Here is an 18,635-nt window from a genome sequence, read left to right on the forward strand (position 1 = left end):
CGCAGCCCCGGTGCTGCACTAACGCAGTCGGTCGGGAAGGACGGCAAGGTCAACCCCATCGTTCAGCGTCACGTCGAACGGGTCTGGCGCCTCCCAGCGCCCGTGGAAGGCGAAGGCGGTCGACCGGCAGCCGCCATGGCTCCTCTGGCTGCCGCTGCAGTCGGGGCAGGAGGCTTCGACGTTGCCGGATCGAATCTGTTTGTACAGCGGATCGTTCCGCCAGGCGTCAAGATACGGCCGGTCGCGGATGTTGCCGTAGTTCACGTACTCGCGGAGATACTGGCAGCCGATCATGTCGCCGAAGGCGTTGAGCGCGGCCGCCTGCCAGCAGCAATTCTGGTCGCGCGGGTGCCAGGACTGCATCACCTTCAGCCCCGGTGGCGGCGCCAGCGCGGCCAGTGCCGCCATCTGGTCGGCGAGCGGCAGGGCGATCCCGCCCCAGATCGCCTTGGCACGGCCGAGCGGGTAGAGGCGGAGGATGCCGACGCGCTCAGCCCCGAGCCCGTGGGCGAGGGCGAGGATCGCGTTGAGCTGCGGCGCGGTGCTGCGCGTCAGCACCACCAGCACGTCGACCGGGATGGCGCGCGCCACGCAATGGCCGATCGCGGCGATGGCCTGGTCGAACGCGCCCGCGGCACCGGCCGTGGCGTCATGGGTCGCCGCATCCGCCCCCATGAGGTCGACCAGCACGCGGCCGACACGGGCGGCGGCAAGCCGGTCAGCCACGGCGGCGTCGAGGCCGGCGCCCTTGGTGCGCACCAGTGTCATCATCCGCGGCGCGGTCGTCTCGATCAGGTCGAGGAAGCCTGGCTTGGCGAAGGGCTCGCCGCCCTCGAAATAGGCCTGGATGAAGCCTTCCTCGGTGAGACCGTCGATCACCCGGCGCCAGGCGGGTATCGAGAGCTCGCCCGCCTTCGGTGCGCGGGCGCAATCGCTGTAGCAGTGCGCGCAGGCGTGTGGGCACGCCTCGGTGATCGAGATGGAGATCTTCGGCGGCGTTTCGAGAACGGGGTTCGCGAAGGCGGGCTGCATCGTGGTTCTCTCGGCGCCATCGTCCCGGCGCGGGAATGTCATGATCGGGAAATCGTCAACGTCGGCATCGTCGGGGGCGGCTTGTGCGGAGGCGACAGTGTAGGCCGTTGCGGCTTCACCGCACAATCGCGTGCATCGGCGCCGCGCCGCGCGCGAAGGTTGACACGGCGCGGCCGCTTGCGCTGACTGGATGAGCAACATCCCGGACAGGCAGAACCCACGCCTCCATGCCAGACGATGGCGCCATGACGGACACGTGCGGAAGCTGCGGCGCATCGCTGCCGCCGGCAGCGCGGTTCTGTCCTGCCTGCGGCGCGCGCGTCGGCGCCGCCGCCGCACCGCAGGCGGCAGGGGGCGAGCGCCGCCACGTCACGGTGCTGTTCTGTGACCTCGTCGGCTCCACCCGCCTCGCCGCGCGAATGGACCCGGAGGAATTCGCCGACCTCCTCGTTGCCTACCGCCAGGCAGCGATGGGGTGCGCCCGACGCCATGGCGGGCACATCGCCCGCTATGTCGGCGATGGCATCCTGATGACCTTCGGCTATCCCCGCGCGCTCGGCCGCGATGCCGAGGCGGCCGTTGCCTGCGGGCTCGAACTCGCCGCGGCGATCGCGCAGCGCTATCCGGGCGGCGTGGCCGGTGGGCTTCCGGTCTCGGTGCGGATCGGAATCGAGAGCGGGCTCGTTCTCATCGGCAGCATCGGGCCGGAGGGTGGCGTCGAACACGATGCGGTGGTGGGCGATGTGCCGAATACCGCCGCCAAGCTCCAGGTCGCGGCACCGCCGGGCGGCGTGGTGATCGGCGAGGGAACCCAGCGCGTCGCAGGACAGCATTTCACCTGCCGGGAGATTGCTGCCCCGCCCGGGCTGTCGCGGCCGATGCGCGTGCAGCTCGTCACCGCACGGGCGGCGAGCGCGCGGGTGCGGCTCGGCTTCGATGGTGCCGCGCCGCCACTCGTCGGCCGCGAGGGGGAGCTTGCCACGCTCGCCGCGCGCTGGGAGCGCGCCGCCGCCGGTGACGGGCAGGTGGTGTTCGTCGCCGGCGAGGCTGGCATCGGCAAGTCGCGGCTGACGCTCGCGCTGACCGAGCGCATTCTCGCCGGTGGCGTGGCGCATGAGGAACTGGTCGCTGCCTGCGCACCGCAGACGGAAACCTCGGCGCTGCGGCCGATGGTGGTCGCGCTCCGCCGTTCGCTCGGCCTCCGCGAGGCTGCGTCGCACGAGAACATCGCCGCCGCCGTCGCCTCCCTCGTCGACATGCTGCGCCTGCCGGCAGAGCCTGCCGCACCGATCCTGCGTGGCCTGCTCGAGGGCGGCGACCTGCCGTCTGCCGCCTCGCTCGACATCACGCCGGAGGCGATCAGGCGCGTGGTGTTCGATGCGCTGCTCGCCTTCGTCGCGCTGAAGGCGGAGCAGGCGCCGCTGCTGCTGTTGATCGAGGACCTGCACTGGGCAGACCCCTCGCTGCTCGCCTTTGTTCGCCTGCTGGTCGAGCAGGTGCCGCGGCAGCGGGTGATGCTGCTCGCCACCCACCGGCCCGATATCGCACCCGACGTTCCCGATCACCGCCACGTGCTGCGGCTTGCCCTCCGCCCGCTGCCGGCCTCCGAGGCGCGGCAGATCGTTGCCGCTGGCATCGGTGCCGCCTTGGGCGAGGAGACGGTGCGGCGGATCGTCGCGCGGTGCGACGGCGTGCCGCTGTTCCTCGAGGAGTTCGCGCGCGCCGCGGCCGAGCGTGGCGCCGCCGACGAGGCGATGTTCCCCGACACATTGGCCGAGGTGCTGGAATCGCGCCTCGATGCCGTGGGCGAGGCGAAGGCGACCGCACAGGTTGCCGCCGTGCTCGGGCGCGAGGTGACGGCTGATCTGCTCGAGCCGCTCTCCGGCCTCGACCACGCAGCGACGGCGCAGCACCTCGAGCGCCTGGCTGGAGCCGGGCTCCTGGTGCAGACGCGCAATGCGCCGCAGCAGGCCTTCGCGTTCCGCCACGCCGTGCTGCGCGAGGCGGCCTATGCGAGCTTGCGGCGCGATCGCCGCCGCGCGCTGCATCGTGCCACCGCAGAACTGATCGCGCGCGCCCATCCGGACCTCGCCCGCGCAGAGCCCGAGATGATCGCGCTGCACTGGGCCGAGGCGGGCGAGGCGCGGCGCGCGGCCTCGCTCTGGCGTGTCGCTGCCGCGCGCGCGCTCGGCGCCTCCGCGAACGAGGAAGCGGAGCGGCATGTGCGCGCAGCGTTGGCCGTTCTGCCGGGTGCCGGCGGCGAGGGGGGCGAGGAGACGCGGCTGCTCTCGCTGCAACTGACGCTCCAGCTCGGCTCGGCTCTCACCGCCCTGAAGGGATATGCCGCACCCGAAACATTCTCCGCCTTCGAGGCTGCCCGCAGGCTGGCCGAGGGCGTGACCGATGCCGCCGCCCTCTACCCCGTGCTGTCGGGGCTGAAGGCGTTCTACATGGTCCGCGGGCCGCTGCCCGAGGCGCGCAGGCTCGGCGAACGCCTGCTGGCGCTGGCCGAGTTGGCGGGCGACCCCGCATTGCTGCGCGATGCGCGCCGCCGCATGGGCTGGTGCCTCACCTGCCTTGGTGAACTGTCCGCCGGCGAGGCGCTGCTGCGCCGCGTCGTCGAGGATGCGGCTGCCGTCCCCCAGGGGCCGGGCAGCGACGTGATCGCCATGGCGCATGGCAACCTCGCGGTGAATGCCATGCTGGCTGGCACCGCCGAGACGGCGCGGGCGGAGGCAGAGGCCGGCGTGCGGCGCGCGCGGCGCGGCGGCCACTCGCTCAGCCTCGCCTATGCCGGGGGGCTTGCCGCGACCGTCGCCTCCGTGCTCGGCGATCTCGATGCGACGCGCGATCTGGCCGAGGAGGTTCACGCCGTCGCGCTCGACCGCGGCATCACGTACTGGACGGCGATGGCGCGTATCCATTCCGGCTGGGTGCGCGCGGTGGAGGGCGACGCGGCCGATGGCGTCGCTCGCATCAGGGCCGGCATCGCGCTCTATCTCGACACGCAGGGGGCGGTGCTGCTGCCCTACGCGCAGGGGCTGCTCGCCGATGCGCTGGCGCTGGCCGGCGAAGAGGAGGAGGCGAGTAGCGCCGCCCGGCGCGGCATCGAGATCGCGATGGCGCTTGGCGGCAAGGCCTTCCTGCCGGATCTGCTCCGCCGCGTCGGCGTGCTGGGCGATGCCGAGGGGTTCGATCGTGGTGAAGCGCTGGCCGAGGCGATGGGGGCTGGGCTCGCGGCACGCCGTGTTGCCGCGGCGCGCGATCATGCGGCAGCGGGGCGCGGCGGGCTCAGCCTCGCGAGCAGCCTCAGCGCCGGCGGCATGCCATAGAACACGAGGGCCGAGAGTGCGAGCATCTGCTCGGCGCCGATCGGCAGCAGGCCCGCGGTCGCTGCCCAGGCGACGGAGATGTTGCGTGAGATGGCCGCGACCGCCATGCCGCGCGCATCGATGCCGCCGACCTGGGAGAAGGCAAGGGCGGTCAGCGCATAGGCCGTGGCGAGGAGGGCCGCGATCAGCACGGTCAGCGCCAGCGCATGCAGCGGATCGGCCCCGAGCAGCGGACCGAGGCCGGTGGTGCGGGCGAAGGTGATTGGCAGCAGCGCAGCCAGGCCGAGCCAGGCCCATGCTGTTGCGGCCCACCGCGTCGTGGGGGTGCCACCACCCCGCCGTGCCATCACGCAGCGCAGCAGGATGGCAGCGAGTGCGGGCAGCAGCACGACCATCGCCGCCCGCCCGGCCAACGCGGCGGGCGAGAGCGAGAGCCCGGCCAGCGGCAGGCCGAGCGCGACGAGCGGCAGCACGACCGGCACGGCGGCGAGCGTGACTGCCGAGAGGCACAGCGCGACGGCAGGGTTGCCACCTGCCATCGCGGCGTAGAACTGGGCCGACGTGCCGACCGGCGCTGCGAGAATCAGCGTGGCCGCCAGCACGAGCGCGGGGTCGGCGCCGCCCAGCGTGCCGGCCACCGCGGCGGCGAGCGGCAGCACGAGCTGGATGAACACAGCAGCCAACCCGAGCCTGACGGGACTGCGTATCACCGCGGCGAAGCGCTTGGCGTCGGCCGCCATCACCGCGGCGAAGACGAGAAGTGCGACGAGGCCGGGCAGGACGGTCAGTGTTGCCGCCGCCGCGTCCGGAAGCAGGATGCCGCCGATCAGCGTGGCAGGCACGGCGAGGGCGGCAATGTCCCCGATCGCAGGAAGGCGCGGCATGGTGCTGCTCCGCAGGGTGCGGGCCGGATCGGCCCCGGCGCACTCTGCGTCAGCCGCGCACGCTCAGCGTGTGAACCCCCTCACACGTGCCACGCTTGACGGTTGCTCAGGCCGCCTTGGCCTCGCGGCGACGGGATCAAGCAGCTTTCGCCTCGCGGCGACGGGCTCAAGCAGCTTTCGCCTCGCGGCGACGGGCATGCAGCACGAACTCGGTGTAGCCGTTCGGCTGGGCGCGGCCCTTGAACACGAGGTCGCATGCCGCGCGGAAGGCCGGCCCGTCATAGCCGGGCGCCATCGGGCGATAGGCGGGGTCGCCGTCGTTCTGGCGGTCGACCACCGCTGCCATGCGGCGGAGCGCCTCCATCACCTGCGTCTCGCTCACCACGCCATGATGCAGCCAGTTCGCAACGTGCTGGGAGGAGATGCGCAGCGTCGCGCGGTCCTCCATCAGCCCGACATCGTCGAGGTCGGGCACCTTGGAACAGCCCACACCCTGGTCGACCCAGCGCACGACGTAGCCGAGGATGCCCTGGCAGTTGTTGTCGAGCTCGGCCTGAAGGTCCTTCGGGTCCCAGTTCGGGCGGTCGGCGACGGGAAGCACGAGGATGTCGGACACCTTCGCTGCCACGCGGCGGGCGATTTCCCGCTGCCGCGCGCCGACATCGACCTGGTGGTAGTGCAGCGCATGCAGCGTCGCGGCGGTGGGAGACGGCACCCAGGCCGTGCTGGCGCCGGCCCTGGGGTGGCCGACCTTCTGGGCGAGCATCGCCTCCATCCTGTCGGGCATCGCCCACATGCCCTTGCCGATCTGTGCCCGGCCGGCGAGCCCCATCGCGAGACCGGCATCGACGTTGTTGTCCTCGTACGCCTTGATCCAGACCGTGTTCTTCATCTCGGCCTTGCGGATCATCGGGCCCGCTTCCATCGCGGTGTGGATCTCGTCGCCCGTCCGGTCGAGGAAGCCGGTGTTGATGAAGGCAACGCGGTGGCGGGCGGCCGCGATGCAGGCGCGGAGGTTGATCGAGGTGCGGCGCTCCTCGTCCATGATGCCCATCTTGAGCGTGTGGCGCGCGAGGCCGAGCAGGTCCTCGATCCGCGCGAACAGCGCATCCGCCCACGCGACCTCTGCCGGCCCGTGCATCTTCGGCTTGACGATGTAGACCGAGCCGGTGCGGCTGTTGCGGAACGATCCGGCACCGTTCAGGTCATGGACGGCGCAGAGGCTGGTGATCGCGGCGTCGAGGATGGTCTCGGCCGTCTCGCGACCTTCGGCATCGAGCACGGCATCGGTCATCATGTGATGCCCGACATTGCGCACGAGCATGAGTGACCGGCCGGGCAGGGTGAGCGTGCCGCCGCCCCCCTGTGTCATTCCGGGGGTCGTCCACTGCCGGTCGGGGTTCAGGCGGCGCTCCACCATCCGATCGCCGCGCAGGAAGCTCGCCGCGAGCGTGCCATTCATGAGGCCGAGCCAGTTGCGGTACACGGCGACCTTGTCGGCCGCGTCGACGGCAGCGACGCTGTCCTCGCAATCCTGGATCGTCGAGAGGGCGGCCTCGAGCGCAACATCCGCCACACCAGCGGCATCGGTGCTGCCGATCGCATGCGCCCGGTCGATCCTGATCTCGACATGCAGGCGGTTGTGGCGGAGCAGGACGCTCCGCGGCGCATCGGGCGCGCCTTCGAAGCCGACGAAGCCGGACGGGTCCGAGAGCCCGGTCACGGCACCGCCGGCGAGGGCGACGGCGAGCGCCCCGCCCGTGACGGCATAAAGCGTGGCATCGGCATGCGAGCCGGCCGCAAGCGGGGCCACCTGGTCGAGCACGCGGCGGGCTTCGGCCACCACGGCAGCACCCCTGCCCGGGTCGAAGCCGGGGCCCTGCGGGAGGCCCTGGCCCATCGCGTCGGTGCCATAGAGGGCGTCGTAGAGGCTGCCCCAGCGGGCATTGGCGGCATTCAGCGCATAGCGCGCGTTGGACACGGGAACGACGAGCTGCGGACCGGCGAGGCGTGCGATCTCGTCGTCGACACCCTCGGTCTCTGCCTGCACGGGGCCCGGGTCAGGCAGCAGGTAGCCGATCTCGCGCAGGAAGGCCTCGTAGGCGGCGGGGTCGTGCTTGCGCCCTCGTCGGGCCTTGTGCCAGCCGTCGATCTCGGCCTGGAGGCGGGCGCGCTCGGCCAGCAGCGCGGCATTCCGGGGGCCGAGCTCGGCGATGATCGCGGCCAGGCCCCGCCAGAAGGCGTCCGGCGCGATCGCAGTGCCGGGGGCTGCTTCCTCGGCCACGAAACGATGCAGTTCCTCGGCGACCTTGAGACCAGCGACCTCGATCCGTGCCGTCATGTTCGCGTCCTTCTCCGCCATGTGCCCCGGAGCCGATGCAGTTTGGTGCGGCGTGTGCAGTGCAGCATACCTTGATTAACGTGCTGTTTGCAGCCGTCAGGCAAACTTGTCGAGAGAAACGACATACGAGCCTGACGCAATCCTGCCCTGCCGCATGCTCTTGCGTTGCCCCAGGGCTTGCCGCATATCCGACGCGCACGACGTCGCGAGACAATGTTTCCGGGCCGGGAGCCTCCCAGCCGTAACGGGACCACGAGAAGGATCATCGCCGATGCGCCTTGCGGTGCTGAAGGAACGCCGTCCCGGCGAGGCCAGGGTGGCGGCAACGCCGGAGACGGTGAAGAAGCTGTCCGCCCTCGGGCTCACCATCGCCGTCGAGGCGGGAGCTGGGGCGGGAAGTTCGATCCCCGATGCCGACTATGCCGCCGCCGGGGCGGAGATCGCACCTGATGCGGCGTCGGCGCTGGCCGGTGCCGGGATCGTCTTCAAGGTCCAGGCCCCGCTTGGCACCGGAGAGGGCGAGCTCGACGAGCTCGCGCTGATCCCGCGCGGCGCGCTCCTGATCGGCACGCTCGGCGCCTACGGCAACGAGGAGAGGACGCGCACCTACGCGAGCCTCGGCATCGATGCCTGTTCGATGGAACTGCTGCCCCGCATCACCCGCGCGCAGAGCATGGACGTGCTGTCGAGCCAGGCGAACCTCGCCGGCTACCGCGCTGTTCTTGAAGGTGCCAACGCCTATGGCCGAGGCTTCCCGATGATGATGACGGCGGCCGGCACCGTGCCGCCCGCGGGCGTGTTCGTGCTGGGTGCCGGTGTCGCAGGCCTCCAGGCGATCGCCACCGCCCGCCGCCTCGGCGCGAAGGTTTCCGCGACCGACGTTCGCCCGGCGGCAAAGGAGGAGATCAAGTCGCTCGGTGCCGCCTTCATCGGCGTCGAGAGCGAGGAGACCGCCGCCGCCCAGACCTCGGGCGGCTATGCCAAGGAGATGAGCGAGGACTTCAAGCGCCGCCAGGCCGAGCTGCTGGCCGAGACGGTCAAGAAGCAGGACCTCATCATCTGCACCGCGCTGACGATGGGCCGCGCGGCGCCGAAGCTGCTGACGGCGGAGCATGTCGCCTCCATGAAGCCGGGCAGTGTGATCGTCGATATCGCGGCCGATGCGGGTGGCAACTGCGCGCTGACCGTGCCGGGCGAGAAGACGGTCACGGCGAACGGCGTGACCATCCTCGGCTACCGTAACTGGCCGGGGCGCATTCCGGTTGCCTCCTCCGCCCTCTATGCGCGGAACCTGATGACCTTCCTCACGGCCTTCTGGGACAAGGACGCAAAGCGCCCGAACCTGAAGCCCGAGGACGAGATCATACAGGGCGTGGCGCTGACGCGCGGCGGTGCCGTGGTGCACCCCGCCTTCGCGCCGAAGCCAGCAGCAGCAGCCTGAACCCGCTACCTGAACCCATTTGGGGGGGGAGAGAGACATGAACCCGAGCCAGGTCGCAGAGACCGCAGGCGGCATCGCGCGTGATGCCGCATCGCTCGCCGACCGCGCGCAGGCACTGGCCGCACAAGCGGCCGGAGCCGCCGCGGGAACAGGGGAGATCATCGAGCCATTCCTCTACCTGCTCTCGATCTTCCTGCTCGCCTGTTTCGTCGGCTACTACGTGGTGTGGAACGTCACCCCCGCGCTGCACTCGCCGCTGATGGGTGTCACCAACGCCATCTCCTCGGTGATCATCGTCGGCGCGGTCCTTGCCGTCGGCCTCGCCGATGATCCGCTCGCGCGGGTGTTCGGCTTCATCGCCGTGCTGCTCGCCTCGGTGAACATCTTCGGCGGGTTCATCGTGACGCAACGCATGCTCTCGATGTTCCGCAAGAAGGGGAAGTGACGCGATGAGCCCGAACCTGACGGCGATCGCGTACCTGATCGCCTCCGTCTGCTTCATCTTCGCGCTCCGCGGCCTCTCGAACCCAGAGACGGCGCGCCAGGGCAACATGCTCGGCGTCGCCGGCATGACGATCGCGATCGTGGCCACCCTGCTGAAGCCCGGCATGGGCGGGTTCCACTGGATCCTGCTCGCCGTGATCATCGGCGGCGGTGCGGGCGCCTACATTGCCACGCGCATCCAGATGACGGCGCTGCCGCAGCTCGTCGCGGCGTTCCACAGCCTCGTGGGCCTTGCCGCGGTGTTCGTCGCGGCCGCCGCCCTCTACTCACCGCAGAGCTTCGGCCTCGGCATGCCCGGCACGATGAAGGCCGCCTCGCTGATCGAGATGAGCCTCGGGCTCGCGATCGGTGCGGTCACCTTCTCGGGCTCGGTCATCGCCTTCGCCAAGCTCCAGGGCCTGATGTCGGGCGCGCCGATCACGTTCCCCAAGCAGCACCTGCTGAACGCCGTGCTCGGCGTCGTTCTCGTGCTGCTGGTGATCATCTTCACCACCAGCGAGAGCCGCCTGGTGTTCTGGATGATCGCGCTGCTCGCCCTCGCGATCGGCTTCCTGATCATCATCCCGATCGGCGGCGCGGACATGCCCGTCGTCGTCTCGATGCTGAACTCGTACTCGGGCTGGGCTGCCTGCGGCATCGGCTTCACCGTCGGCAACCTGATGCTGATCATCGCCGGTGCGCTGGTCGGCGCCTCGGGCGCGATCCTCTCCTACATCATGTGCAAGGGGATGAACCGCTCGATCCTGAACGTGCTGCTGGGCGGCTTCGGTACCGACTCCTCGGCGGCCGGTGCCGGCGGCGGCCCGGGCGGCGACCGCTCGGTCCGCGCGGGTGCGGCCGACGATGCGGGCTTCATCATGAAGAACGCGTCGAAGGTCATCATCGTGCCGGGCTACGGCATGGCGGTGGCGCAGGCCCAGCATGCGCTGCGCGAGATGGCCGACACGCTGAAGAAGGAAGGCGTCGAGGTGAAGTACGCCATCCACCCCGTCGCCGGCCGCATGCCAGGGCACATGAACGTGCTGCTGGCCGAGGCCAATGTTCCGTATGACGAGGTGTTCGAGCTCGAGGAGATCAACAACGACTTCTCGACCGCCGACGTGGTGTACGTGATCGGTGCGAACGACGTGACCAACCCCGCCGCCAAGACCGACCCGAAGAGCCCGATCTTCGGCATGCCCATCCTCGAGGTGGACCGTGCCAAGACCGTGCTGTTCGTGAAGCGCTCGATGGCCTCGGGCTATGCCGGCGTCGACAACGAGCTCTTCTTCCGCCCGAACACGATGATGCTGTTCGGCGATGCGAAGAAGATGACGGAAGAGATCGTCCAGAGCCTCGGCCACTAGGGCCGCAGGGCGGCTCCGAGACAGCGGGCGGGGGCCTTGGCTCCCGCCCGTTTCATTTCACGGCTGATCCGAGGCGCCGCATCTCGGCCAGCCATCGCTGCCGCTTCGCATCGCCCGCTGCCTCGACGCCGCCCAGCATCGTGGTGCGCACCGGCCTGATGCCGGCCAGGCCTAGGATGGCGCTCTCGAGGCTGCGCACGCCATGCGCGCCGAACCACCAGCGATAGACGAAGCCGGGCGCGCCCATGGTGACGACGATTCGCGCCGAGACGCCCGAGAGCCTGCGCTTGCCGAGCCAGCCCTTGGTCGGGTCGACCAGCAGGAAACCGGGCCTGAACACCTGTTCGAAGCAGCCCTTCAGCACGGCGGGCATGCCGCCCAGCCAGATCGGGAAGACGATCACGAGATGGCTGGCACCCTCGATCACCGCCTGCACTGCAGCGACCTCTGGAGGGGGTGGGGCCTCGAAATCCTGCTTGGTGGTCAGCGCCGGCAAGGCAAGTGTGGCTGCCGTCACCGTCTCGACGCCATGCCCTGCCTCGCGCGCCCCGGCGGCATACGCGTCGGCCAGCGCGTGACAGAAATGCCCGCCCGCCGGGTCGGGGTGGCCCTGGATGATCACGATGCGCCTGGCCATGAATCCGCCTCCCTCGCACCCGCTCCGATCTGACGGTAGCATCCCGGCATGAGCGACGCACACACCGCCGGCCACGGCCTTCCCGACACGATCACGCCCGATCCTTGCGCGCCACCCTACCGCGCCAACCCGGCAAGCCGGTTCCGCGTGAAGTTCGACGCGCGGGTCGACTTCACCAATGGCGGACACGCCGCGGTGGAGGGCTTCCTGCTCGACATCGAGGGGGACAGCGTCACCCCGCCGCGACTCGCGGAGATGATCGTCTCCGCCATGAACCTGCTGCGCGCCGGGCCGGTGACGATCACGCGCATGGAGGTCGTTGCGCGCGGCGCCCATGATGATGCAGAAGCTGCCCCGCCCGAGACGCTCGCGAGCCCCGAGGCCGTGCGCGAGGCCTATGGCGCGCCGCGCGTCCTCGCCGCCGCCAAGACGCGCGACAGGCTCGATGCCTGGTCGCGGAAGTTCCTTGCCCTTTCGCCCTTCTGCGTCATCGCCTCGGCCGATGCGCGCGGCTGGTGTGATGCGACGCCGCGCGGCGACGGCCCCGGCTTCGTGCGCGTGCTCGACGATGTGACGGTCGCGATCCCTGACCGGTTGGGCAACAACCGCGTCGATACCCTGCTGAACGTTGCGTCGAACCCGCGCGTGGGCCTGCTGTTCCTGATCCCCGGCGTGCGCGAGACGATGCGCATCAACGGCCGTGCTGTGATCAGCACCGAGCCTCAGCTCCGCGAGGGCATGCGCGAGCGCGGCAAGGCGCCCGCCTCCGTGCTCGTCATCACGGTGGAGGAACTGTTCTTCCATTGCGGCAAGGCGCTGATCCGCTCGGAGCTCTGGAACCCGGGGAAGCATGTTCCGCCGGGCACCATCCCGCCGATCGGACGGATGGTGGCGGAGCAGTTGGGCACCGTCGACCCGGCGCAGGCGGAGGCCGATACGCTCGCGGCCTATGTCGAGCGGCTCTACTGACGCATCGCCGATGCCACGGTTCCGCAATCCGGCGAATGGCTACAAGGAGAGCGTGACGCCGCTCTCGATCCTCGGCGCCTTCCTGTTCGGGCCGATCTGGTTCGCGGTCCAGGGCCTCTGGGCGCACGCGATCATCCTCGTCGTCGGGATCATGCTGCTGTCGGGGTTCTTCCTGTTCTGGCCGCTGCTCGTCGTGCTGTGGCTGCTCTACGCGCTGCTCGCCCCCGTGCTGTTGAAGCGTGCCTTTCTCCGCCGCGGCTGGGAGCGGGTGTGAGGCCTTCCCGGCTGTCGGCGACGCTGCTGGGCAACTACCGCACCGCCCGCTACGAGGTCGCCTTCCGCGGCCTGACGCTTCGCCTCACGGTCGGTGAGCCACTGCCGCCACGGCTTCGGGCCTGGCTGGGCGAGGCACGGGGGGCTGCGTTGGTGACGCCCGCCGCGCCGTTCGGGCGGTCACGCCTGCCGGGGGCGGAGCGGGCCGTGTTCCGCAGGTTCATCGCCCAGCTTCGCCGCACCGGGCGCCGCCATCTCCGCGGCGAGGGGCGGAGCGGGACGGACGCATCCTGGCCGGCAGAAGCCTCCGCCCTGGTCGCGCTCGCCTGCAGGGCAGATGCCGTGGTGCTGGGAAGCACCTTCCGCCAGAACGCCGTGCTCTGGGCGCGCCGCAGCGGCCCGGTGCTGCTGCTGCCGCTGCGCTGAGGCTCAGGTCACCGTCACGCGGTGGGTCGTGCTCGCGGTGCGGCCAGCCTCGTCGGTCCAGGTGAACACGAGGTCGGCGGTGCGGGAGAGGCGGAGATGGACGACGTGGAACGGGTTTGCCGCCGTGCCGTTGCGGAAGGCGGCCTCGAACACGGGCTTGCCCTCGACGGTGATCGCAAGCCGCGCGAGCATGTTGCGCGCCACCGTGCGCCCGCCATCCTGGCGCAGCCCCGTCTCCATCGGGTGTTCCATCAGGGTGCGCACCTCGAACGCCTCGCCCGCGCGCACGGTGCGGGGAATGCGCACGCGCGGTGTCGCAAGCCCGCTCACGAGATGCACCCGCCGACGGTGACGCGTGCCGCGGCCACCGCGCGCCTGAGCGTCCCATCCGACAGCTCCGCGATCGCGATCACCTGCTGGTCCTCCGCCAGCCGGATGCGCGTCGTCACCTCGGCGCGGGCAACGGCCGGCGTCAGTGCGAAGCTCGCAATGCCGGGCGTTGGGTTGCGCGTGGCGACGAGGTGGATCGCCGTGACGAACAGCGCCTCCGTCTGCGGGCTCTCCACCGCGACGGTCACGGGAACCTGGCCGCCATTCTCCGCCCGCGCGGGCAGGGTGAGGGTGATGCCGCCATCGACAGGCTCCCGCCCACCCGTCGCCTCGCGGATCGCTGCCGCGACGTCATCATCGGCCGCGACCGCCTGCCAGGGCAGCGGCAGCAGTGCGATGAAGCCGATGAAGGTGCGTCGCGTCGTCATGCACCGAACATGTAGTCGGTGATGCTCTTGTACCAGGCATCGGCGTAGATCGCTTCGAGCCGGCGCTGGTCGGGCAGGTTCCCGCGTGGCGACACGCCACCGGAGTTCGGCGTCTCGACGAAGCCGGCAGGCCCCGGCCGGAAGATACCGACGACGGAGATGCCGTACTCGTCGCCGACATGGCTGTAGCAGGTGTTGAAGTAGCTGGCGTCGGCGGGTGGCGCTGCCCCCCGCGCGAGCGCGATGGCCGAGGCAACCGCCTGGCGCGAGGTGCTGTTGGCGATGAAGCCCGATTTCGGCATCGGCGGGGCGGTGTTCGCATCGCCGATCACGTGGATGCCGGGGGCTGCCTTCGCCTCGAACGTCACGGGATCGACCTCGACCCAGCCGGATGCGTTGGCAAGCCCTGCGTCGATGGCGATGCGCGCAGCACTCTGCGGCGGGATGACGTTGGCGACGGCAACGCGGTGCTTCTCGCCGAACTCGGTCTCCAACACGCGCTCGCGGGCGTCGACCTTCACGATCTTGCCGTCGCGGTTGCCGGGCACCCACTCGATCATGCCGGGATAGAGGGCGTTCCACGCATCCTGGAACAGGCCCTGCTTGCTGAACGCCTCCTTGGCGTCGAGCGCCAGGATCTTCGACCGCGGCTTCGCCTTCTTGAGGTACGAGGCGATCATGCTGATCCGCTCATAGGGGCCAGGTGGGCAGCGGAACGGGTTCGGCGGGATGGCGATGCCGACGACGCCGCCGTCCTCCATTGCCTCGAGCTGGCGGCGGAGCAGCGCGGTCTGCCCCCCGTCGCCCGGCACCCAGGCATGCGGGAGGAGGCCTGCGGCCGCCTCGTCATACCCCTCGATCGCGCCCCAGCGGAGCGCGATGCCGGGCGAGAGGATCAGCCTGTCGTAGCCGAGCGCCTGCCCCCCGGCGAGGCGGACCGACTTCGCCACCGGGTCGATGCCGCTGGCGAGGTCGTGGATGACCGTCACCCCGCGGGCGCGCACGGCGTCATAGCCGAAGGTGATGGCGTCGAGCTGCTTGGTGCCCGCGAGCACGAGGTTGCCATAGGGGCAGGTGACGAAGCGGGTGCGCGGCTCGATGAGCGTCACCTGCACGTCGGGGTAGGAATCGCGGGCGAAGCGGGCGGCGGACGCGCCGCCGAAGCCCCCGCCGATGACCAGCAGGCGGAGGGGGGCCTGCGCGCGCGAGATCGCCGGGGCGGCGATGAGGGCGGCGGCGCCGAGGCCGAGGGTGCGGCGGGTGATCATGTGCATCGGTCCTCAGCGGCGGGCGGCGAGGTCGGCCGCGATCGCGTCGATCTCGGCGTCGGTATAGCCGCGGGCGATGCGGCCCATGATCGTGCCCGGGCGCTCGTCGCGCCGGAACGCTGTCATCGCGGCGACGAGCTCTGCCTTCGGCCTTCCGGCGAGCGGCGCGATCGGCCCTTGCCCCGCGGAACCGACGCCGTGGCAGCCGCCGCAGGAGAGGGCGGCGAGAGGCCGGTCAGGCCCCTGGGCGAGGGCGGGCAGCGAGACCATGAGCGCTGCAATCACGACGGCCGGCAGCATGACTTTCCCCCTGGGCGGCGTTGTTCCCAATAAAGGGCATTTATATGACGTGGTTTTATGATTCAAGCGGGAAAACGTGGTGACAGCCCGAACAGCGGCCTCAGCCCGACCCCGACCGCGTTGCCCGCCAGCGCTGGTGCGATCCACACCCAGCCATGCAGCGACCCGGATGCGATGCCGCCGAGATAGGCGCTGATGTTGCAGCCCATCCCGAGCGTCGCGCCGACGCCGAGCAGCAGGCCACCGACAATCGATCCGGCCGCCTCGCCAGGTCGTGGCAGCGTCAGCGTGGTGCGGCGGGCGGCCAGGCATGCGGCGAAGGCCGCACCCGCCATGACGCCGAGATCCATCACGGTGATCCGGTCAGCCGAGAGCGGCCGGAGCAGCGCCTCGGCGCGCGTCGGGTCCTCCCAGTAGGGCCAGAAGGCAGGATCATCGACACCCAGCGTCTCGACCAGCTGTGAACCCCAGAGGGGGAAGGCAGCCGTGATCGCCCAGGGGCGCCCGGCGACGACGAGCGTGGCCAGTGAGAGAAGGGCGAGCGCGATGGCACCCCAGGCCAACGGCCACGGGCCGAAGGCGATGCTGCCCCGCCCGCCGATCGGCGCGACCGAGCCGTGCCGCGCGCGCTCCAGCCTCGCCGAGACGGCCCACATGGCGGCAAGGATCGCCGCCGAGGTCACCGCCGCGCCCCACGGTGTCAGTGCGTCGCCGAGCGAGACGGGGGGCAGGGCGGACCAGCCGTTCCAGAGCTCTGACTGCCAGGCGGCAAGCGTCGCCCCGGCGATGAAGGCGGCGAGGGTGAGCCACATCCGCGGGCTTCCGCCGCCGGCGGTATAGAGCGTGCCGGAGCCGCATCCACCGCCAAGCTGCATGCCGATGCCGAACAGGAAGGCGCCGAGCACCAGGGCGACGCCGACCGGGAAGACGAAGCCGCGCACCGGCTGCCCGAACGCCTCGCCCGCCGCGAGGACCGGGGCGAAGAGCGCGACCGTCAGGCCGATCAGCAGCAGCTGCCCTCGGAATCCCGCCCCGCGCCGCTCGGCCAGAAGCGCGCGGAACCCCCCAGCGAAGCCGAACCCAGCATGGAGCAGCGCTGCGCCGAGACCCGCGCCGATCAGCCAGAGCGCGCCCTGCCGCCAGCCATGCGCATCAGCGAGCCAGAGTGCCGCAGCTGCCAGCAGCACGGCCCAGGCGGTGGCGGAAAGGCGAACTGAAAGGCCCGGCATGGAAGCGTGGAAACAGAAAATCCCTTATCGCGCAAGCCGGCGATGCGGAAACCTGCGCATGCGAAGCGGGCGGGGATCGCTCCCCGCCCGCTCTGATGGTCGTGTCGGTCGGATCAGGCGCGTGTGGCGCGGCGGCGGCGAGCGGCCATGCCAAGACCGGCGAGGCCGAGGCCGAACAGCGCGAGGGTGGCAGGCTCGGGCACCTGGATGATCAGGTCCTGGTTGTTGATCCGCAGGATCACGTCGAGGTTGTCGCCGCCGGTCACCCAATTCGCCTCGTTCAGGTAGGTGAGCGCCTGGTTGCGCACGGCCGTCGGCGTCGCGCCACCTTGGGTGAACTTGAAGGCGCCGTTGGCGAGATTGACCGTGCTGTCGAACGCGAGCTCCCAGAGTGCGATCTGGAAGGCGGCAGACTTGTTCGCCGAGGTCAGCGAGTCGGCGAAATGCGTGTTCACGAGCCGCGTCAGCGCCACGGCATCCGCCGCGTACTCGGCAGTGTTGCCGATCCCCTCGACGAAGCTGCCCTGCCTCGGTGTCGTGCCGGTGATGCCGAGCCACTCGTCAGGCTCGAGGCAGTAGGTGAGGAAGGTGGTCCAGTTCGGGTCGTTGCCCGCGGGCGCGGTCGGCTTGAAGTTGTACTGCAGGACGAAGGCGCCTGCCGCGACCGAGACGTTGCTGTTGTTGACGTTGATCGTCAGGTTCACCGAGCCTGGACCGCCGCTGAAAACGTTGCCGCCATTGCCGTCACGCACCCAGACGACCGACGCTTCCGCCGCCGGCGCTGCGAGCGCCAGTGCGGCGGAGAGAGCGCCGGCTGCCATGAGCGAGGCCGTGACCGTCCTGAAGTATCCCATCGTCAATACCCCTGAAGCCTGTTCCGTACGAGCGTCGCGTGTTGCGTGGTCGCCCCTATCGCAGCAGGTGCAAGCTCGGTGCCATGGACATAAATCTCTGATATTGTGGTAATGTTGTTTGGGGAGTCACGGGGCCTGTCATCTTTTTCGACAGGTGGCAATGGCATGTCTTCTACCGCCGGTTGATAACCACCAGGGCGCAGAGGATCGGCGCGAGCCCGGCAATGTCAGTCACGGTCAGGGTTTCGCCGTGCAGCAGCGCGCCATAGGCGAGGCCGAGCGGCGGCAGGGTGAACTGCACCACTGCTGCCGCGGCGAGGCTGCCGCTGCGCAACATGCGGAACCACAGCATGTAGCCGACGATGCTGACGATGCCGATGAGCCACGCCTGACTCGCGAGGAAGGCTGGCGACAGGGCGAGGTCGCCCCAGCGTTCGGACAGCGCGGAGGCAGGGATGAGTGCGAGGCCGGCGCCAAGGCTCTGCACCGCGTTGGCCAGGACCGGCTCCGCCCGTGTGCCGAAGCGTCGGAACAGCACCGTGCCGAGCGAGAGGGCGGCGAGCCCGCCGAGCGCCATCGCATAGCCGCCCGCCGCGCCCGGGGGAGCGTCGAGCACGCGTGGCAGCGTTACCACAGCGACCCCTGCGAGCCCGAGTGCGAGGGCGACACGTGCCCGCGGCGTCGGCGTCTCGCCAAGCAGGACCGCACCGGCGGCCACGGTGCAGACCGGGTTCACCCCGATCACGGCAGCGACGATCGCGCTCGGCACATGCGCAAGTGCCAGGTTGGTCAGGCCGAGGTAGGTGGCGAAGTTGATGACGCCCAGCCCGGCAAGCATCGCAAGCTCGCGCTGGCTTGTGCGGATGCCGCGAAGAGCCGCCCAGCCGAGCATGATCGCGCCGGCGACCAGGAAGCGGGTGACGAGGAAGAGAAGGGGCGGGCAGTCGGCAAGGCCGAACTTGGCGGCCGCGAAGGCACTGCCCCAGATCAACGATGCCAGGATCGCCAGCGGCAGGGCGCCCATGTCGGGCGCCGGCCAGT

18 protein-coding genes are annotated in these 18,635 nt (G+C 70.5%); 7 read left to right on the forward strand and 11 right to left on the reverse strand.

Annotation, left to right across the window (positions count from 1 at the left end; translation table 11 throughout):
• Window positions 1-18: 18 nt before the first annotated feature.
• On the reverse strand, window positions 19-1,032 hold the full coding sequence (locus Q0C38_RS11375; protein WP_291297208.1) for a radical SAM/SPASM domain-containing protein: 1,014 nt from the start codon (window positions 1,030-1,032) through the stop codon (window positions 19-21).
• Window positions 1,033-1,277: 245 nt separating this feature from the next.
• On the opposite strand from Q0C38_RS11375, the gene Q0C38_RS11380 reads away from it, so the two are divergent.
• Window positions 1,278-4,364 carry an adenylate/guanylate cyclase domain-containing protein gene (locus Q0C38_RS11380; protein ID WP_291297209.1) on the forward strand — a complete coding sequence of 1,029 codons (3,087 nt, stop codon included), beginning with the start codon at window positions 1,278-1,280 and terminating at the stop codon, window positions 4,362-4,364.
• Here Q0C38_RS11380 and Q0C38_RS11385 read toward each other — a convergent pair.
• A complete protein-coding gene (locus tag Q0C38_RS11385; protein WP_291297210.1) occupies window positions 4,298-5,248 on the reverse strand; it encodes a hypothetical protein in 951 nt (316 codons plus the stop codon). The genes Q0C38_RS11380 and Q0C38_RS11385 overlap by 67 nt on opposite strands.
• 166 nt (window positions 5,249-5,414) lie before the next feature.
• Entirely contained in the window at window positions 5,415-7,589 is a 2,175-nt protein-coding gene (locus Q0C38_RS11390; RefSeq protein WP_291297211.1) for a malate synthase G, read from the reverse strand.
• A 271-nt stretch (window positions 7,590-7,860) separates the two neighbouring features.
• Here Q0C38_RS11390 and Q0C38_RS11395 point away from each other — a divergent pair, with 271 nt between their 5' ends.
• The 3 genes from Q0C38_RS11395 to Q0C38_RS11405 are packed head-to-tail and all read left to right on the forward strand — an operon-like array spanning window position 7,861 to window position 10,880.
• Entirely contained in the window at window positions 7,861-9,030 is a 1,170-nt protein-coding gene (locus Q0C38_RS11395) for a Re/Si-specific NAD(P)(+) transhydrogenase subunit alpha (protein ID WP_291297212.1), read from the forward strand.
• Window positions 9,031-9,067: 37 nt separating this feature from the next.
• Window positions 9,068-9,475 (forward strand): proton-translocating transhydrogenase family protein, encoded by a 408-nt coding sequence (locus Q0C38_RS11400; RefSeq protein ID WP_291297213.1) that lies wholly within the window; start codon window positions 9,068-9,070, stop codon window positions 9,473-9,475.
• A gap of 4 nt (window positions 9,476-9,479) precedes the next feature.
• Window positions 9,480-10,880, forward strand: coding sequence for an NAD(P)(+) transhydrogenase (Re/Si-specific) subunit beta (locus tag Q0C38_RS11405; protein ID WP_291297214.1), 1,401 nt, complete (start codon window positions 9,480-9,482; stop codon window positions 10,878-10,880).
• A 52-nt stretch (window positions 10,881-10,932) separates the two neighbouring features.
• Here Q0C38_RS11405 and Q0C38_RS11410 read toward each other — a convergent pair whose 3' ends face one another.
• Window positions 10,933-11,517 carry an NAD(P)H-dependent oxidoreductase gene (locus Q0C38_RS11410; protein WP_291297215.1) on the reverse strand — a complete coding sequence of 195 codons (585 nt, stop codon included), beginning with the start codon at window positions 11,515-11,517 and terminating at the stop codon, window positions 10,933-10,935.
• A 48-nt stretch (window positions 11,518-11,565) separates the two neighbouring features.
• Between Q0C38_RS11410 and Q0C38_RS11415 the strand changes: the two genes are divergently transcribed.
• Genes Q0C38_RS11415 through Q0C38_RS11425 form a run of 3 tightly spaced genes read left to right on the forward strand, consistent with a single transcriptional unit; the run spans window position 11,566 to window position 13,185 of the window.
• Window positions 11,566-12,486: an MSMEG_1061 family FMN-dependent PPOX-type flavoprotein gene (locus Q0C38_RS11415; RefSeq protein ID WP_291297216.1), complete on the forward strand. Its 921-nt coding sequence runs from the start codon at window positions 11,566-11,568 to the stop codon at window positions 12,484-12,486.
• A 10-nt stretch (window positions 12,487-12,496) separates the two neighbouring features.
• Complete coding sequence (locus Q0C38_RS11420) at window positions 12,497-12,760, forward strand: hypothetical protein (protein ID WP_291297217.1); 264 nt, start codon at window positions 12,497-12,499, stop codon at window positions 12,758-12,760.
• The gene (locus tag Q0C38_RS11425) at window positions 12,757-13,185 is read left to right on the forward strand and encodes a DUF3293 domain-containing protein (RefSeq protein WP_291297218.1); all 429 of its coding nucleotides are present in this window, start codon (window positions 12,757-12,759) and stop codon (window positions 13,183-13,185) included. The genes Q0C38_RS11420 and Q0C38_RS11425 overlap by 4 nt, the downstream gene beginning before the upstream one ends.
• 3 nt (window positions 13,186-13,188) lie before the next feature.
• Here Q0C38_RS11425 and Q0C38_RS11430 read toward each other — a convergent pair whose 3' ends face one another.
• The 7 genes from Q0C38_RS11430 to Q0C38_RS11460 all read right to left on the reverse strand — a co-directional run bounded on the left by Q0C38_RS11430 (window position 13,189) and on the right by Q0C38_RS11460 (window position 18,618).
• Window positions 13,189-13,515 (reverse strand): thiosulfate oxidation carrier complex protein SoxZ, encoded by a 327-nt coding sequence (locus Q0C38_RS11430; protein ID WP_291297219.1) that lies wholly within the window; start codon window positions 13,513-13,515, stop codon window positions 13,189-13,191.
• Window positions 13,512-13,943, reverse strand: coding sequence for a thiosulfate oxidation carrier protein SoxY (locus Q0C38_RS11435; protein ID WP_291297220.1), 432 nt, complete (start codon window positions 13,941-13,943; stop codon window positions 13,512-13,514). The genes Q0C38_RS11430 and Q0C38_RS11435 overlap by 4 nt, the downstream gene beginning before the upstream one ends.
• Window positions 13,940-15,217: an NAD(P)/FAD-dependent oxidoreductase gene (locus Q0C38_RS11440; RefSeq protein ID WP_291297221.1), complete on the reverse strand. Its 1,278-nt coding sequence runs from the start codon at window positions 15,215-15,217 to the stop codon at window positions 13,940-13,942. The genes Q0C38_RS11435 and Q0C38_RS11440 overlap by 4 nt, the downstream gene beginning before the upstream one ends.
• A gap of 6 nt (window positions 15,218-15,223) precedes the next feature.
• Entirely contained in the window at window positions 15,224-15,511 is a 288-nt protein-coding gene (locus tag Q0C38_RS11445) for a c-type cytochrome (RefSeq protein WP_291297222.1), read from the reverse strand.
• 62 nt (window positions 15,512-15,573) lie between these two features.
• Window positions 15,574-16,740 (reverse strand): YeeE/YedE family protein, encoded by a 1,167-nt coding sequence (locus tag Q0C38_RS11450; protein WP_291297223.1) that lies wholly within the window; start codon window positions 16,738-16,740, stop codon window positions 15,574-15,576.
• A gap of 113 nt (window positions 16,741-16,853) precedes the next feature.
• A complete protein-coding gene (locus Q0C38_RS11455) occupies window positions 16,854-17,594 on the reverse strand; it encodes a PEP-CTERM sorting domain-containing protein (RefSeq protein ID WP_291297224.1) in 741 nt (246 codons plus the stop codon).
• 172 nt (window positions 17,595-17,766) lie between these two features.
• Entirely contained in the window at window positions 17,767-18,618 is an 852-nt protein-coding gene (locus Q0C38_RS11460) for a DMT family transporter (RefSeq protein ID WP_291297225.1), read from the reverse strand.
• Window positions 18,619-18,635 lie beyond the last annotated feature (17 nt).

The organism is Elioraea sp., assembly GCF_022842375.1.
GTDB lineage: Bacteria > Pseudomonadota > Alphaproteobacteria > Acetobacterales > Acetobacteraceae > Elioraea_A.

Excerpts from the sequence above, each read along its gene's own strand:
- Q0C38_RS11375 (WP_291297208.1), bottom strand. The coding sequence starts at position 1,032 with ATGCAGCCCGCCTTCGCGAACCCCGTTCTCGAAACGCCGCCGAAGATC.
- Q0C38_RS11380 (WP_291297209.1), top strand. The coding sequence starts at position 1,278 with ATGACGGACACGTGCGGAAGCTGCGGCGCATCGCTGCCGCCGGCAGCG.
- Q0C38_RS11385 (WP_291297210.1), bottom strand. The coding sequence starts at position 5,248 with ATGCCGCGCCTTCCTGCGATCGGGGACATTGCCGCCCTCGCCGTGCCT.
- Q0C38_RS11390 (WP_291297211.1), bottom strand. The coding sequence starts at position 7,589 with ATGACGGCACGGATCGAGGTCGCTGGTCTCAAGGTCGCCGAGGAACTG.
- Q0C38_RS11395 (WP_291297212.1), top strand. The coding sequence starts at position 7,861 with ATGCGCCTTGCGGTGCTGAAGGAACGCCGTCCCGGCGAGGCCAGGGTG.
- Q0C38_RS11400 (WP_291297213.1), top strand. The coding sequence starts at position 9,068 with ATGAACCCGAGCCAGGTCGCAGAGACCGCAGGCGGCATCGCGCGTGAT.
- Q0C38_RS11405 (WP_291297214.1), top strand. The coding sequence starts at position 9,480 with ATGAGCCCGAACCTGACGGCGATCGCGTACCTGATCGCCTCCGTCTGC.
- Q0C38_RS11410 (WP_291297215.1), bottom strand. The coding sequence starts at position 11,517 with ATGGCCAGGCGCATCGTGATCATCCAGGGCCACCCCGACCCGGCGGGC.
- Q0C38_RS11415 (WP_291297216.1), top strand. The coding sequence starts at position 11,566 with ATGAGCGACGCACACACCGCCGGCCACGGCCTTCCCGACACGATCACG.
- Q0C38_RS11420 (WP_291297217.1), top strand. The coding sequence starts at position 12,497 with ATGCCACGGTTCCGCAATCCGGCGAATGGCTACAAGGAGAGCGTGACG.
- Q0C38_RS11435 (WP_291297220.1), bottom strand. The coding sequence starts at position 13,943 with ATGACGACGCGACGCACCTTCATCGGCTTCATCGCACTGCTGCCGCTG.
- Q0C38_RS11440 (WP_291297221.1), bottom strand. The coding sequence starts at position 15,217 with ATGCACATGATCACCCGCCGCACCCTCGGCCTCGGCGCCGCCGCCCTC.
- Q0C38_RS11445 (WP_291297222.1), bottom strand. The coding sequence starts at position 15,511 with ATGCTGCCGGCCGTCGTGATTGCAGCGCTCATGGTCTCGCTGCCCGCC.
- Q0C38_RS11450 (WP_291297223.1), bottom strand. The coding sequence starts at position 16,740 with ATGCCGGGCCTTTCAGTTCGCCTTTCCGCCACCGCCTGGGCCGTGCTG.
- Q0C38_RS11455 (WP_291297224.1), bottom strand. The coding sequence starts at position 17,594 with ATGGGATACTTCAGGACGGTCACGGCCTCGCTCATGGCAGCCGGCGCT.
- Q0C38_RS11460 (WP_291297225.1), bottom strand. The coding sequence starts at position 18,618 with ATGGGCGCCCTGCCGCTGGCGATCCTGGCATCGTTGATCTGGGGCAGT.